16 protein-coding genes are annotated in these 14,241 nt (G+C 71.7%); 15 read left to right on the plus strand and 1 reads right to left on the minus strand.

The window, feature by feature from the left end:
• Positions 1-19: 19 nt before the first annotated feature.
• Complete coding sequence (ftsH, locus tag ACY34K_RS21045) at positions 20-1,912, plus strand: ATP-dependent zinc metalloprotease FtsH (RefSeq protein ID WP_462749273.1); 1,893 nt, start codon at positions 20-22, stop codon at positions 1,910-1,912.
• Positions 1,913-2,165: 253 nt separating this feature from the next.
• Here ftsH and ACY34K_RS21050 read toward each other — a convergent pair whose 3' ends face one another.
• Complete coding sequence (locus tag ACY34K_RS21050) at positions 2,166-3,029, minus strand: methyltransferase domain-containing protein (RefSeq protein ID WP_462749275.1); 864 nt, start codon at positions 3,027-3,029, stop codon at positions 2,166-2,168.
• A 585-nt stretch (positions 3,030-3,614) separates the two neighbouring features.
• Here ACY34K_RS21050 and ACY34K_RS21055 point away from each other — a divergent pair.
• The 14 genes from ACY34K_RS21055 (at position 3,615) to ACY34K_RS21120 (ending at position 14,189) form a co-directional block, all read left to right on the plus strand.
• The gene (locus ACY34K_RS21055; RefSeq protein ID WP_462749277.1) at positions 3,615-4,208 is read left to right on the plus strand and encodes a hypothetical protein; all 594 of its coding nucleotides are present in this window, start codon (positions 3,615-3,617) and stop codon (positions 4,206-4,208) included.
• A gap of 155 nt (positions 4,209-4,363) precedes the next feature.
• Positions 4,364-4,807, plus strand: coding sequence for a 30S ribosomal protein S16 (gene rpsP / locus ACY34K_RS21060; RefSeq protein WP_462749280.1), 444 nt, complete (start codon positions 4,364-4,366; stop codon positions 4,805-4,807).
• A 2-nt stretch (positions 4,808-4,809) separates the two neighbouring features.
• Complete coding sequence (locus tag ACY34K_RS21065) at positions 4,810-5,049, plus strand: RNA-binding protein (protein ID WP_005311361.1); 240 nt, start codon at positions 4,810-4,812, stop codon at positions 5,047-5,049.
• Between the two features lie 81 nt (positions 5,050-5,130).
• Positions 5,131-5,745 (plus strand): ribosome maturation factor RimM, encoded by a 615-nt coding sequence (rimM, locus tag ACY34K_RS21070; protein ID WP_462749283.1) that lies wholly within the window; start codon positions 5,131-5,133, stop codon positions 5,743-5,745.
• Complete coding sequence (trmD, locus tag ACY34K_RS21075) at positions 5,745-6,566, plus strand: tRNA (guanosine(37)-N1)-methyltransferase TrmD (protein WP_462749285.1); 822 nt, start codon at positions 5,745-5,747, stop codon at positions 6,564-6,566. The genes rimM and trmD overlap by 1 nt, the downstream gene beginning before the upstream one ends.
• 130 nt (positions 6,567-6,696) lie before the next feature.
• Positions 6,697-7,047, plus strand: a complete 351-nt coding sequence (gene rplS / locus ACY34K_RS21080) for a 50S ribosomal protein L19 (protein ID WP_462749288.1) — start codon at positions 6,697-6,699, stop codon at positions 7,045-7,047.
• 71 nt (positions 7,048-7,118) lie between these two features.
• Positions 7,119-7,889 carry a signal peptidase I gene (gene lepB / locus ACY34K_RS21085; RefSeq protein ID WP_462749290.1) on the plus strand — a complete coding sequence of 257 codons (771 nt, stop codon included), beginning with the start codon at positions 7,119-7,121 and terminating at the stop codon, positions 7,887-7,889.
• Complete coding sequence (lepB, locus tag ACY34K_RS21090) at positions 7,882-8,967, plus strand: signal peptidase I (protein ID WP_462749292.1); 1,086 nt, start codon at positions 7,882-7,884, stop codon at positions 8,965-8,967. Before lepB (ACY34K_RS21085) ends, lepB (ACY34K_RS21090) begins: the two co-directional genes overlap by 8 nt.
• Positions 8,858-9,769: a signal peptidase I gene (gene lepB / locus ACY34K_RS21095; protein WP_462749396.1), complete on the plus strand. Its 912-nt coding sequence runs from the start codon at positions 8,858-8,860 to the stop codon at positions 9,767-9,769. The genes lepB (ACY34K_RS21090) and lepB (ACY34K_RS21095) overlap by 110 nt, the downstream gene beginning before the upstream one ends.
• Before the next feature lie 181 nt (positions 9,770-9,950).
• On the plus strand, positions 9,951-10,721 hold the full coding sequence (lepB, locus tag ACY34K_RS21100; protein WP_462749293.1) for a signal peptidase I: 771 nt from the start codon (positions 9,951-9,953) through the stop codon (positions 10,719-10,721).
• A gap of 187 nt (positions 10,722-10,908) precedes the next feature.
• On the plus strand, positions 10,909-11,442 hold the full coding sequence (locus ACY34K_RS21105; RefSeq protein ID WP_462749397.1) for an NUDIX hydrolase: 534 nt from the start codon (positions 10,909-10,911) through the stop codon (positions 11,440-11,442).
• 55 nt (positions 11,443-11,497) lie between these two features.
• Positions 11,498-11,806 carry a DUF2469 domain-containing protein gene (locus ACY34K_RS21110; protein WP_008737534.1) on the plus strand — a complete coding sequence of 103 codons (309 nt, stop codon included), beginning with the start codon at positions 11,498-11,500 and terminating at the stop codon, positions 11,804-11,806.
• 407 nt (positions 11,807-12,213) lie between these two features.
• The gene (locus tag ACY34K_RS21115) at positions 12,214-12,576 is read left to right on the plus strand and encodes a YraN family protein (RefSeq protein ID WP_462749297.1); all 363 of its coding nucleotides are present in this window, start codon (positions 12,214-12,216) and stop codon (positions 12,574-12,576) included.
• Positions 12,576-14,189 carry a YifB family Mg chelatase-like AAA ATPase gene (locus tag ACY34K_RS21120; RefSeq protein WP_462749299.1) on the plus strand — a complete coding sequence of 538 codons (1,614 nt, stop codon included), beginning with the start codon at positions 12,576-12,578 and terminating at the stop codon, positions 14,187-14,189. The genes ACY34K_RS21115 and ACY34K_RS21120 overlap by 1 nt, the downstream gene beginning before the upstream one ends.
• The last annotated feature ends 52 nt before the right edge of the window (positions 14,190-14,241 follow it).

A 14,241-nucleotide genomic window follows, 5' to 3' on the forward strand; every position in this document is an offset into this window, starting at 1 on the left:
TTTCTCGCATGATGGCCGCGTGGCCAACTCCGTACCCCCACGCGATCGCACCGACCAGCCGTGGCGCTCCGAGGGCGCCCCGCCGCCGCCCCCGCCCCGGCGAAGGACGCCCGGCCGCTGGGGCTGGCTCATCATCACCGCGCTCGCCCTCCTCGTCATCATCAACGTGGGCCTGTCCGTCTTCGGCGACGGCGACGGGCGGCGGATCTCGTACACCGAGTTCAGCCGGCAGGTCAGCGACGGCAACGTCACCAAGATCTACTCCAAGGGTGACGCCATCGAGGGCGAGCTGAAGAACAAGGACCGGTTCACCACCCAGCGGCCCGCCTTCGCCGACGACGACCTCTGGGCCCAGCTGACCAGGCAGAAAGTCACCGTGACGGCCGAGCCGGTCGTCGAGCGGCCGAGCTTCCTGGCCAATCTGCTCTTCTCGCTGGCGCCGATCCTGCTCCTGGTCCTGCTGTGGGTGTTCATCTCCCGGCGGATGAGCCACGGGCCGGGGGCCGGCGGCATGCTCGGCCGCAAAGCCCCGCCGAAGCCGGTCGAGGTCCACGCCGAACACCGCACGACCTTCGCCGACGTCGCCGGGATCGACGAGGTCGAGAGCGAGCTCAACGACGTCGTGGACTTTCTGAAGAACCCCGACGACTACTGGCGGATGGGCGCCAAGATGCCGCGCGGCGTCCTCCTCGCCGGAGCCCCGGGCACCGGCAAGACCCTGCTCGCCCGGGCCGTGGCGGGCGAGGCCGGCGTGCCGTTCTTCTCCGCCTCGGCCTCCGAGTTCATCGAGATGATCGTGGGCGTCGGCGCCTCACGCGTGCGAGAGCTCTTCAACGAGGCCCGCAAGGTCGCCCCGGCCATCATCTTCATCGACGAGATCGACACCATCGGGCGGGTGCGCGGCGGCGGCGCGACCATGGGCGGACACGACGAACGCGAACAGACCCTCAATCAGATCCTCACCGAGATGGACGGCTTCTCCGGCTCCGAGGGCGTCATCGTCATCGCGGCCACCAACCGGGCGGACGTCCTCGACCCCGCCCTCACCCGCCCCGGCCGCTTCGACCGCATCGTCAACGTCAGCCCGCCCGACCGAGGCGGCCGCGAGGCCATTCTCAGGATCCACACCCGGGAGATCCCGCTCGCCGACGACGTCGACCTCGCCCAGGTCGCCCGCACGACGCCCGGCATGACGGGGGCGGAACTCGCCAATCTCGCCAACGAGGCCGCCCTGCTGGCGGTCAAGCGCCGCCAGGACCTGGTCACCCGGACGGACCTCTCCGACGCGCTGGAGAAGGTCCAGCTCGGCGCCGAACGCGCCCTGGTCATGCCCCTGGAGGAGCGGCGCCGCACCGCGTACCACGAGAGCGGCCACGCGCTCCTCGGCATGCTGCAGCCCGGCGCCGACCCCGTCCGCAAGGTCACCATCGTCCCGCGCGGACGTGCCCTCGGCGTGACCCTGTCGACACCCGACGCCGACAAGTACGCCTACACGGAGGAGTACCTGCGCGGCCGCATCATCGGCGCGCTCGGCGGCATGGCCGCCGAACACGTCGTCTTCGGCGTCATCACGACGGGCTCCGAGAGCGACCTGGAACAGGTCACCAACATCGCGCGCGGCATGGCCGGGCGCTGGGGCATGAGCGAGCGGGTCGGCCGGCTCAGCGCCATCCCCGGCGACGCGCAGCAGGCGTACGGCCTGTCCGCCGCGCCCGCCACGCTCGACGCGGTGGCTCACGAGATGCGGCGCATCGTCGACGAGTGCTACGAGGATGCCTGCCGGCTCCTCCAGGAGCACCGCCCCAAGCTGGACGCGCTGTCGGCGGCGCTGCTGGAGAACGAGACCCTGGACGAGGCGGAGGCCTACCGGGCCGCCGGCGTCCCCCGGGTCACCAAGGACACCAACCACTAGCCCGGGCGCGCCGTCCTTCGGGTCGCCGCAGGACACCGGCATTGGCCGGGGCGGGCGGCGGGCGGGTCGCCGAGGACACCAACCACTGGCCCGGCGGGCGGGTCGCGTCCTTCGGGTCGCCGCAGGACACCGGCATTGGCCGAGGCGGGCGGCGTGCGGGTCACCGAGGACACCTCGGCACGGGCAGGGGCCGGCGGGTCACCGAGGACCGGGCACTGGCCCGGTGGCCCACCCGGGCGGGCGGCGCGCGGGATCAGGGAATCCGGGCCACGAGGTAGCGGAAGACGTTGGGCATCCAGACGGTGCCGTCCGGGCGCCGGTGGGGGTGGAGCGCCTCCACGACCTCCTTCTCCACGGTCGCCTGGTCGGAGGCCTCCACGGCCGCGTCGAACAGGCCGGTCGAGAACAGGCCGCGCACCGCGCTGCCCATGTCCGCGTACCCGAACGGACACGCCACCCGTCCCGAGCCGTCGGGCTTCAGCCCCGCCTGCGCGGCGACGTCCTCCAGGTCGTCCCGGAGCGCCGGGCGCCAGCCCGTACCCGTCGGCTCGGTCAGCCGGCCCGCCACGCGCAGCACCGCGGAGGTGGCGCACCGCTCCGGAGGACCCCAGCCCGCCAGGACGACGGCACTGCCCCGCTCCGTCAGGCGCACCGCGGCGGAGAGCGTGGGCGCCAGCCCGTCGGAGTCACCGGAAGTGCAGCCGATCGGCTGGAAAGCGGTCACGAGGTTGTACGCCGGACGGGTGGGATCCGCGGCGTCGGAAGGCTCGCCGTACAGGAGTCTGGTCTCCAGCCGCGGTTCGCCCCGGCGGGACACCCGCGCACCGGAGTCCGGCATCAGCCGCTCCCTGGCCAGGTCCACGCGCGCGTGGTCCGTGTCGACACCCGTCACCTGCGCGCCGCGCGCGGCGGCCATCAGCAGGGCGAGCCCCGAGCCGCAGCCGAGCCCCAGCAGCCGTGTTCCGGTGCCCACCTCCAGATGCTCGTACACCGCCTCGTACAGCGGGACCAGCATCCGTTCCTGGATCTCCGCCCAGTCACGGGCACGGCCGGGCGCGTCCGTCGCCGGAGGGGCCGAGGCCGGGAGGGGGTGGTGCTGGACGAGCATAGGTGTCATCGAAAGCGCCCCAATCCGCCGAGAGGTCCATCTGTGCGTCTGTGCCCTGATTGACAGCCCCCGTGTACGTGCGCTCGCACTCCCCGTATGCCAGGGAACTCCGCATCCGTCCCCAAGTCCAGGGGTTGGGTGGCAATGCTTGCGTGCCCCGGTTGTGCGCCCCCGAGTCCGGCACGAACCTCCCCCCATAGTGCTGCCGGCTGCCGGATCGCGCATGCCAGGAGGTGACCGTGGGTGCGGCCGCCCGGCACGCCCCCGGCGCACGCGTCGGGAGGGTAGGGTTTCGGCCTCCCGCAAGGCCCGGTGCCACGGGTCGCGTGAGACCCCGGTACTGTCGCCGACGGCGGCCGGCTCCGGCGCGGCCCCGTACGCCCCGGGAAGGGGCGAGCGCCCGGCGCGCGGGCCCGTCCACGCGCCGGGGCGTACGCGCCGCTACGTACCACCTTGGTGTGAGCTGCGCGGCTTCTCCGCAGATCAGCGCACTGGCCCTCGTGAGGACGCATCAATGGCAACTGACGGGTACGTGCAAATTATTTGGGATGGCCCGGAATGGAACCCGGGACGGCCCCGGCTCGTTGTCACGACGTGAGCACGACACCACCTGTTCTCGCCGCAGAGCTGGCACAGGCGTGGGCCGACATTCAGCGGCACCACCCCGAGCTGCCCGATCTTGCCGCGCCCGAATCCCTGATCGGAGAGTCGTCGTCCGCCTGTGGCGCCGAGCTCTCCTTCGAACGGCTGCTCCACGAGGCAGTCCACGGCATCGCCGCCGCACGAGGTGTCCGCGACACCTCCCGCGCCGGCCGCTACCACAACCGGAGATTCCTGGCGATCGCCGAGGAGATGGGCCTGGACCACTCCGAGGAACCGCACCCCAGCAGCGGTTTCTCACTGGTCACGCTCAGCCCCGACGCCAAGCGCCGGTACCGCCCGACGATCGAGCGGCTGCAGCGCGCCCTGAAGGCGCACACGGTCGCCACCGCCGCCGACACCAAGCGCTCCTTCCGCGGACCGGCCGCCCGGCACGGTTCCTCGGGCGGCGGGGTGCGGGTCAAGGCGGTCTGCGACTGCGGCCGCAACGTCCGGGTGGTGCCGTCGGTGCTCGCCCAGGCCCCCATCATGTGCGGCGGCTGCGGCAAGCCGTTCAGAATCCCGGAAGCCGTGGGCGCGGCGGGCTGACCCGGAGCGGTGTGGCACAATGGCTAGCTGTACTCGACAGTCGAACAGGACCCCTCTCTCCTCCGGCTGACGCGTCCATCGGGCACTCGGGTACCGCAACCCCACGTGGCATCTCGTTGTGCCCAACCACGTCAAGACCAGGAGACACCACACCCGTGGCAGTCAAGATCAAGCTGAAGCGTCTGGGCAAGATCCGTTCGCCTCACTACCGCATCGTCGTCGCCGACTCCCGTACCCGCCGTGACGGCCGGGCCATCGAGGAGATCGGTCTGTACCACCCGGTGCAGAACCCGTCGCGCATCGAGGTCAACTCGGAGCGCGCGCAGTACTGGCTGTCCGTCGGCGCCCAGCCGACCGAGCCGGTCCTCGCCATCCTGAAGCTCACCGGCGACTGGCAGAAGCACAAGGGCCTGCCGGCCCCGGAGAAGCCGCTGCTGGCCCCGGCGACCAAGGAAGACAAGCGCGCCTCCTTCGACGCCTTCGCCAAGGCGCTCGAGGGCGACGACTCGAAGGGTGAGGCCATCACCCCGAAGGCGAAGAAGGCCGACAAGAAGGCGGACGAGGCCGAGGCCGCGTCCACCGAGTCGACCGAGGCCTGAGCATGCTCGAGGAGGCTCTCGAGCACCTCGTGAAGGGCATCGTCGACAACCCCGACGATGTGCAGGTCGCCTCGCGCAACCTGCGCCGGGGACGCGTGCTCGAGGTCCGGGTCCACCCGGACGACCTCGGCAAGGTGATCGGCCGCAACGGCCGTACCGCGCGCGCCCTGCGTACCGTCGTGGGCGCCATCGGCGGCCGTGGCATCCGCGTCGACCTCGTCGACGTGGACCAGGTTCGCTGATAAAGGTTGAGCACCGGCACGGGCCGGGGAGGGCTTCTGGCCCGCCCCGGCCCGTAGTCGTCCGACAGGAGAGTTGAACAAGTGCAGCTGGTAGTCGCACGGATCGGCCGTGCCCATGGCATCAAGGGCGAGGTCACCGTCGAGGTGCGTACGGACGAGCCCGAGCAGCGGCTCGCGCCCGGCGCCGTACTGGCCACGGACCCGGCCTCCGCCGGCCCGCTGACCATCGAGACCGGCCGGGTGCACAGCGGCCGGCTCCTGCTGCGCTTCGAAGGCGTGCGGGACCGCAACGCCGCCGAGGCACTGCGCAACACCCTGCTCATCGCCGACGTCGACCCGGACGAGCGTCCGGAGGAGCCCGACGAGTACTACGACCACCAGCTGATGGATCTGGACGTCGTGCTCCAGGACGGCACCGAGGTCGGCCGGATCACCGAGATCTCCCACCTGCCCTCACAAGACCTGTTCGTGGTGGAGCGACCCGACGGCAGCGAGGTCATGATCCCGTTCGTCGAGGAGATCGTCACCAACATCGACCTCGACGAGCAGAAGGCGATCATCGCACCGCCGCCGGGGCTGATCGACGACCGTGCCGAGATCGCCTCCTCGCGCGACGCCGAGTCGCCGAAGGGCGTCGAGGCGCCGGGGGACGTCGAGTCGCCGAAGGACGTCGAATCGCCGAAGGGCGAGAGCTGATGCGGCTCGACGTCGTCACGATCTTCCCCGAGTACCTGGAACCGCTGAACGTCTCGCTCGTCGGCAAGGCACGCGCACGCGGCCGGCTGGACGTCCACGTCCACGACCTGCGCCACTGGACCTACGACCGGCACAACACGGTCGACGACACCCCGTACGGCGGCGGCCCCGGCATGGTCATGAAGACCGAGCCCTGGGGCGACGCCCTCGACGACGCCCTCGCCTCCGGGTACGAGGCCGGCGCCCACGAGCCCGTGCTCGTCGTCCCCACCCCCAGCGGGCGGCCCTTCACCCAGGAACTCGCTGTCGAGCTCTCCGAACGGCCCTGGCTGATCTTCACCCCGGCCCGTTACGAAGGCATCGACCGCCGGGTCATGGACGAGTACGCCACCCGGATGCCGGTCTACGAGGTCTCCATCGGCGACTACGTCCTGGCCGGCGGCGAGGCCGCGGTCCTCGTGATCACCGAGGCCGTGGCCCGGCTGCTGCCCGGGGTCCTCGGCAACGCCGAGTCCCACCGGGACGACTCCTTCGCCCCCGGAGCCATGGCCAACCTCCTGGAAGGCCCTGTCTACACCAAGCCGCCCGAGTGGCGCGGGCGTGGCATCCCGGACGTGCTCATCAGCGGGCACCACGGCAAGATCGCCCGGTGGCGCCGGGACGAGGCACTGCGCCGCACCGCCCGCAACCGGCCCGATCTGCTCGAACGCTGCGACCCCGCCGCGTTCGACAAGAAAGACCGCGAAACCCTCTCGATCATGGGCTGGGCGCCGGACCCCAGCGGCCGATTTTGGCGCAGGCCCACCGCCGTGGAAGAATAGGGCGCTGCTGTACGTCCGGCTTGCGCCCCTGCCACAGGGGGACACGACGCCCGCCCGACGCGGTCAGCGACTCGAACCTCATCACTATTGCCGTCGATGACCTGTGGCATCGGCGAGGAAGCAGACACACATGTCTCACGTGCTCGACGCCGTCAACGCCGCGTCCCTGCGCACCGACGTCCCGGCGTTCCGCCCCGGCGACACCGTGAACGTCCACGTTCGCGTCATCGAGGGCAACCGCTCCCGTATCCAGCAGTTCAAGGGCGTTGTCATCCGCCGTCAGGGCTCGGGCGTCTCCGAGACCTTCACGGTCCGCAAGGTCTCCTTCTCCGTCGGCGTCGAGCGCACCTTCCCGGTGCACTCCCCGATCTTCGAGAAGATCGAGCTCGTGACCCGCGGTGACGTCCGTCGCGCCAAGCTGTACTACCTGCGTGACCTGCGCGGCAAGGCCGCGAAGATCAAGGAGAAGCGCGAGAACTGAGCCTGCGCTCACCCTCGCGCCGAGGCTTTGGATCAACCGTTCACAGGGCGGCCGGATACCATCGGGCCGCGATGGACACCGAAGCACAGCACACCGAGCGCGACCGCCCCTCCGACCCGGAGGAGCGGTCGCGCTCCGTGCTTTCCGGCCGCATGTCCGGCCTCACGTGGCGGCGGACCGGGTTCATCGGCCTCGCCTGCGCCGTCCTCCTGCTGCTCCTGAGCCACTTCGTGGTGCAGCCCTTCCAGATCCCCAGCCGCTCGATGGAACCCACGCTGCAGGTGGGGGACCGGGTGCTGGTCAACAAGTTGGCGTACCGTTTCGGTTCCGAGCCCGCGCGGGGAGACGTCATCGTCTTCGACGGCACGGGATCCTTCCTCCGCGAGGCGCCGGAGGAGAACCCGGTCTCCGGACTGGTGCGCGGGGCGGGTGCGGCCCTCGGTCTCGCCGAGCCCGCCGACGCCGACTTCGTGAAACGCGTGGTCGGCGTGGGCGGCGACCGGGTGAAGTGCTGCGACAAGGGGGGAAGGGTCCAGGTGAACGGCGTACCCGTCGACGAGAGATACCTGTACTTCGGGGACTCCCCGTCCCAGGTCGGCTTCGACGTCGTCGTGCCCCACGGCACCCTCTGGGTGATGGGCGACCACCGCAGCCAGTCCCGGGACTCCCGCGACCACCTGGGCGAACCGGGCGGCGGCATGGTCCCGGTGGAGAACGTGATCGGGCGGGCCGACTGGATCGGCTGGCCGCTCGGCCGCTGGTCCACCGTGGCGCCGGCCGACGCGTTCGACGGCGTACCCGACGCTCCCGCGTCCCGGACGGCGGGCGGGGGCCATGGGTAACCGCGGCAGGCGTGCCAGCCACCGGGCGGACACGCGCCTGCCCACCGGTTCACGGCCGACCGACGGCGCCCGGCCGCTGCCCGGCCGCGCGGAACGGCGGAAACTCGCCAAGAAGGTGAAGCGCCGCAGACAGCGTTCCGCCGTGAAGGAGATACCCCTCCTCATAACCGTCGCCCTGCTCATCGCGCTCGTCCTGAAGACCTTCCTGGTGCAGGCTTTCGTGATCCCGTCGGGCTCCATGGAGCAGACGATCCAGATCGACGACCGGGTGCTGGTCGACAAGCTCACCCCCTGGTTCGGCGGCAAGCCGGAGCGCGGCGACGTCGTCGTCTTCAAGGACCCGGGCGGCTGGCTCCAGGAGGAGAACACACCGACGAGGGACGACCCCGTCGGTGTGAAGCAGATCAAGCAGGCCCTGACCTTCATCGGCCTCCTGCCGTCCGACGATGAACAGGACCTGATCAAGCGGGTCGTCGCGGTCGGCGGGGACACTGTCAAGTGCTGTGACCAGGGCGGCCGGGTCACCGTCAACGGCATACCGATCAACGAGCCCTACCTGAACCCCGGCGACGTGCCCTCGACGATCAAGTTCGACGTACGGGTGCCCGCCGGCCGGATCTTCGTGATGGGCGACCACCGCTCCAATTCGGCGGACTCGCGCTTCCACCTCGACGAGGCGTTCCAGGGAACGGTCTCGGAGGAGGAGGTCGTCGGGCGGGCCGTCGTCATCGCTTGGCCGTTCGACCACTGGCAAGGGCTGGAGCGGCGGAACACGTTCGCATCCGTGCCGGACTCGCGGGCCGGAACTGCGACCGCGCTCGGCTCGTCGCATAGTGTGTCCTCTCGGAATCTGAACGGATTGACCCGGCTCCCGAGCCCTGCGGAACTCCCGCTCGTTATGGGAGTGGTGGGCCTGCCCCTGTGGTGGGGCGGGTGGTCGCACGGAGTGAGGAGTGGATGTGGGGGATTTGGCGGTCGGCGCACGATCCGGACACGACGAGCCCGAGAAGAGGCACGAGCGGTTCGGCGAGCCATCGTCCGCCGCCGAAGAGCCTGCTTCCCCGAGCGACGAGAATGAGGGCACGGGGGGCGACCCCGGGCAGGACGGCGGCGACGACGAGGGCAGGAAACCGCGCTCCTTCTGGAAGGAACTGCCGCTCCTGATCGGCATCGCGCTCCTGCTCGCGCTGCTGATCAAGACGTTCCTGGTACAGGCGTTCTCGATTCCCTCCGACTCGATGATGAACACGCTGCAGCGCGGCGACCGGGTGCTGGTCGACAAGCTGACCCCCTGGTTCGGCTCCGAGCCGGAGCGCGGCGAGGTCGTCGTCTTCCACGACCCGGGCGGCTGGCTGGAGGGCGAGCCGACGCCCGAGCCCAATGTGGTCCAGAGGTTCCTCAGCTTCATCGGCCTCATGCCGTCCGCGGAGGAGAAGGACCTGATCAAGCGGGTCATCGCGGTCGGCGGCGACACGGTCAGCTGCAAGAAGGGCGGCAAGGTCGTCGTCAACGGCAAGCCGCTGGACGAGACCTCGTACATCGCCCCCGGCTCCACGCCCTGCGACGACGAGCCGTTCGGGCCGATCAAGGTGCCCGAGGGCCGTATCTGGGTCATGGGCGACAACCGGCAGAACTCGCTGGACTCGCGCTACCACCAGGAGCTCCCCGGCAACGGCACCGTCGCCAATGACAAGGTCGTCGGCCGTGCGGTCGTCGTCGCGTGGCCGCTGGGCCGCTGGTCCACGCTGCCCGTGCCGGACACCTTCGACCAGCCCGGGCTGAGCGCCGCCGCGGCGGCGGCCGCCGGACCCGGCGCCCTGGGGCTCGCCGGCGCCCTGCCGCTCGTGCTGTGGCGCAGGAAGCGGCTCGCGGCCCGCTGAGGCCTCGGCGGTCCCCTCCGGCCGTGCCCAGACGGCCATTGGCCGGCGGCGCGGCGGCGCGGCCGCCGTTCGTCGGCGGTGAGGCGTAAGTCGTACCGTCGAGTAGGTGACCGCGGGTAAGGTGCCGTCCCAGATCGTCGACCTCCGACGTGTCGTCTTGCCGACGGTGGGGAGCGCTGGGATGAGCGGAACAGAACGTACGGACGGCGGCCGCGGTCGCCTCGGCAGCGTGCTGTCGGGGCTGATCGTGGCCGCCGGCTGTGTGCTCCTCCTCGGCGGCTTCGTCTGGGGCGCCGTCCTGTACCAGCCCTACACCGTCCCCACCGACTCGATGACGCCCACCGTCAACGCCGGCGACCGTGTGCTGGCCCAGCGCATCGACGGCGCGGACGTCCGGCGCGGCGACGTCGTGATCTTCAAGGACTCCGTCTGGGGAGATCTGCCCATGGTCAAGCGGGTCGTCGGCGTGGGCGGCGACAAGATTGTCTGCTGTGACACCGACGGCCGGATCACCATCAACGGCAAGGCGGTCGAGGAACCGTATCTGCGCTCCAAGGGGCCCGCCTCGCCGACCGGCTTCACGGCGACCGTCCCCGAGGGGCAGCTGTTCCTGCTCGGTGACGAGCGCTCCACCTCCCTGGACTCCCGTGTCCACCTGCAGGACCCCGGGCAGGGGTCGGTGCCCCGCGGGGCCGTCAACGGGCGCGTGGATGCCGTGGCATGGCCGCTGGGCGGCATGGTCGAGCGGCCCGCGAGCTTCGCCGGTCTGCCCGGCGGAATCTCCCAGGCCGGGCCGGTGAAACTGGTGGTGGGTTCGGTGGTGGCCGGAGCCGCGCTGATCCTGATCGGCGCTGCGTACGGGCCGGTCGCCAAGCTGCTGTCCCGGCCCCGGCGACGGGCAGGCGCGGACGCGGGGGCCGCGGCGCGCGGGAAGGCCGCCGCCGATGCCTGAGGAGCCGCAGGCGGGGGAGCCGCTGTCCGAGCGGCCCGACCCCGGGCGGTCGGCGTCCGAGCGGCGCGACGCCGGGCGGTCGGCGTCCGAGGGGCCGCCGCCCGGGGAGCCGGAGGCCGGGGAGCCGGAAGCCGGGGGGTCGCAGGCCGGGCAGCCGGTGTCCGAGGGGCCGGCGTCCGGGGAGCCGGTGTCCGAGGAGACGCAGGCCGAGGAGACGCAGGCCGGGGAGGCGCCGCCCGCGGAGCTGCGGCGGGTCGCCCGGGTCGTCCTGCTCGACCCGGAGGACCGCATCCTGCTGCTGCACGGCTACGAGCCGGACGACCCCTCCGAGACGTGGTGGTTCACCCCCGGCGGCGGTGTCGAGGGCGACGAGACCCGAGAGGAGGCGGCGCTGCGCGAACTCGCCGAGGAGACCGGGCTCACCGACGTGGAGCTCGGGCCGGTCCTGTGGCGGCGTGTCTGCTCGTTCCCCTTCGCCGGGCGCCGCTGGGACCAGGACGAGTGGTACTACCTGGCGCGGACGTCCACGACGGAGGTGGCCCTGGGCGCCCTGACCGAGCTCGAGAGCCGCAGCGTCCGGGGCCTGAGGTGGTGGACTTCCGCCGAACTGTCGGCGGCGCGTGAGACGGTGTACCCGACACGACTCGCCGAGCTGCTGCGCACGCTGCTCGCCGAGGGCCCTCCGACCACTCCGGTCGTCCTGGCCCCGGAAATCGCCTAGGGGCACAGGTGGCTGGAGCACAATGGGGGCACGCACGGCTGAAGGGGAACATGCCATGAGCGCCGAGGACCTCGAGAAGTACGAGACCGAGATGGAGCTGAAGCTCTACCGGGAGTACCGCGACGTCGTCGGGCTCTTCAAATATGTGATCGAGACCGAGCGTCGCTTCTACCTCACCAATGACTACGAGATGCAGGTGCACTCGGTCCAGGGTGAGGTCTTCTTCGAGGTGTCGATGGCGGACGCGTGGGTCTGGGACATGTACCGGCCCGCGAGGTTCGTCAAGCAGGTGCGCGTGCTCACGTTCAAGGACGTGAACATCGAGGAGCTCAACAAGACCGACCTGGAGCTCCCCGGCAGCTGAGCGGCCCCACCTGACCTGGACCTCCCGGGGCCGGCCGAACAGCCCCCCGGGGCCGGGTCCGCGTGCGGCTCACGCCGCCGGCTGACCGGCCCCCGGTCCGTGCGAAGCTCGCCGACAGCCGACCGGCCCCGGGTCCGGTGCGGAGCCGGTGGGCAGCGATGGCCCAGCAGCCGACCGGCCCCGGCCCGCGAGAGCCTCCCAGGCACCCGACCGGCCCCGGCCCGCGAGAGCCTCCCGGCGGCCGACCGGCCGCCGTCCGCATGGAGCTCCGGTGGCCGACCGGCCTTGCAGGCGTTATGAGCCCCACTCGTGTGGGTGACTGCGTTGTCCACAACCGGCCGGTTGTCCACCAAGATCCAACAGGGCGGCCCCGGCACGACACAGTCGGTCCCGGAGGTGGTGCCGGGATGAACGCGACAAGCGCATTGGGACGGTACGGCGAGAAGCTGGCGGTACGCCGGCTGGACCAGGCCGGGATGGCCGTCCTCGCACGGAACTGGCGGTGCGGGCGGGCCGGGGAGATCGACATCGTCGCCCGGGACGGCGACATGGTGGTCGTCTGCGAGGTCAAGACCCGCAGAGGGGGCTCCTTCCAGCATCCGATGGCCGCCGTCACGCCCGCCAAGGCCGACCGGCTCAGACGCCTCGCCGCCTGCTGGCTGGAGCGACACGGCGGCCCACCACCCGGCGGGGTCCGCATCGACCTCGTAGGGGTGGTGCTGCCCCGGCGCGGAGCCCCCGTCGTCGAGCACGTCCGAGGGGTGGCGTGATGGGCTTCGCACGGACATGTTCGGTCGCCCTGGTCGGCGTCGAGGGCGTGGTGGTCGAGGTCCAGGCGGACCTGGAGCCGGGCGTCGCCGCCTTCACCCTCGTCGGACTCCCCGACAAGAGCCTCTCGGAGAGCAGGGACCGCGTGCGGGCGGCCGTCGTCAACTCGGCCGCCGAATGGCCGCAGAAGAAACTCACCGTCGGGCTGAGCCCCGCCTCCGTCCCGAAGGGAGGTTCGGGATTCGACCTGGCCGTCGCATGCGCCGTCCTCGGGGCGGCCGAGCGCATCGACCCCCGCGCCATCGCCGACCTGGTCCTCATCGGAGAGCTCGGACTCGACGGCCGGGTCCGGCCGGTCCGCGGCGTCCTGCCCGCCGTGCTCGCCGCGGCCGAGGCGGGCTACGAACAAGTCGTCGTGCCCGAACAGACCGCGGGCGAAGCCGCCCTCGTACCGGGCATCTCGGTCCTCGGCGTACGCACACTGCGGCAGCTCATCGCCGTCCTCACCGACGAACCAGTGCCCCACGAGGACCCCGACGACGAAGGCCGCCCCGACGCCATACTGGCCGGACTGCTCGTCCCCGGCGCCGGCGTCGGCACCGGACTGGCCGCCGACCCGACGGACAGCCCGGACCTGGCCGACGTCGCCGGACAGCGCGGCGCCCGCCTCGCCCTGGAAGTCGCGGCAGCGGGCGGCCACCACCTCCTGCTGTCGGGCCCGCCCGGCGCCGGCAAAACCATGCTGGCCGAACGGCTGCCGACGGTGCTGCCACCGCTCACCCGCCAGGAATCCCTGGAGGTCACCGCCGTCCACTCCGTCGCCGGCATCCTCCCGCCCGGCAAACCCCTGGTCCACCGGCCCCCCTACTGCGCCCCCCACCACTCGGCGACCATGCAGTCCCTCGTCGGCGGCGGCAACGGCCTGCCCAGACCCGGCGCCGTGTCCCTCGCCCACCGAGGAGTCCTCTTCCTCGACGAGGCCCCCGAATTCTCCGGAAAGGCCCTGGACGCGCTGCGCCAGCCATTGGAGTCCGGCCACGTGGTCGTCGCACGCAGCGCGGGCGTGGTCCGGCTGCCCGCCAGGTTCCTGATGGTGCTGGCCGCCAACCCCTGCCCCTGCGGACGGCACACCCTGCACGGCGCGGGCTGCGAGTGCCCCGCCTCCCTCATCCGCCGGTACCAGGCCCGGCTCTCAGGACCGCTGCTCGACCGCGTCGACCTCAGAGTGGAGGTGGAGCCCGTGGGCAGAGCCGACCTCCTGGGCCGCGGCAGCCGAGGCGAACCCACCGCCGTCGTCGCCGCCCGGGTCCTGGAAGCCAGGGCCCGCGCCGCCCACCGGCTGGACGGCACCCCCTGGACCATCAACTCCGAAGTGCCCGGACACGAACTGCGGACCCGCTGGCAGGTCGCCCCAGGCGCACTGGCCCCCGCCGAACGCGACATGGAACGCGGCATGCTCACCGCACGCGGCCTCGACCGGGTGCTCCGAGTCGCCTGGACCCTCGCCGACCTCGCCGGCCACGACCGGCCCGACACCCGCGACATCCACCTCGCCCTCGAACTCCGTACCGGCATCGCCCGGGGCGTGCCCCTCATGGCGGGGGAGACGGCGTGAAACAGCCCGACAACACCACCACGGAACACCCCGGCCACCCGAGCGACGAGCC

It is taken from the genome of Streptomyces sp. STAM6, assembly GCF_054963715.1.

Coding starts and splice junctions, on each gene's coding strand:
- lepB (WP_462749293.1), top strand. CDS start 9,951: ATGAGCGGAACAGAACGTACGGACGGCGGCCGCGGTCGCCTCGGCAGC.
- trmD (WP_462749285.1), top strand. CDS start 5,745: ATGCGGCTCGACGTCGTCACGATCTTCCCCGAGTACCTGGAACCGCTG.
- ACY34K_RS21115 (WP_462749297.1), top strand. CDS start 12,214: ATGAACGCGACAAGCGCATTGGGACGGTACGGCGAGAAGCTGGCGGTA.
- rplS (WP_462749288.1), top strand. CDS start 6,697: ATGTCTCACGTGCTCGACGCCGTCAACGCCGCGTCCCTGCGCACCGAC.
- ACY34K_RS21110 (WP_008737534.1), top strand. CDS start 11,498: ATGAGCGCCGAGGACCTCGAGAAGTACGAGACCGAGATGGAGCTGAAG.
- ACY34K_RS21065 (WP_005311361.1), top strand. CDS start 4,810: ATGCTCGAGGAGGCTCTCGAGCACCTCGTGAAGGGCATCGTCGACAAC.
- lepB (WP_462749292.1), top strand. CDS start 7,882: ATGGGTAACCGCGGCAGGCGTGCCAGCCACCGGGCGGACACGCGCCTG.
- lepB (WP_462749290.1), top strand. CDS start 7,119: ATGGACACCGAAGCACAGCACACCGAGCGCGACCGCCCCTCCGACCCG.
- ACY34K_RS21120 (WP_462749299.1), top strand. CDS start 12,576: ATGGGCTTCGCACGGACATGTTCGGTCGCCCTGGTCGGCGTCGAGGGC.
- ACY34K_RS21050 (WP_462749275.1), bottom strand. CDS start 3,029: ATGACACCTATGCTCGTCCAGCACCACCCCCTCCCGGCCTCGGCCCCT.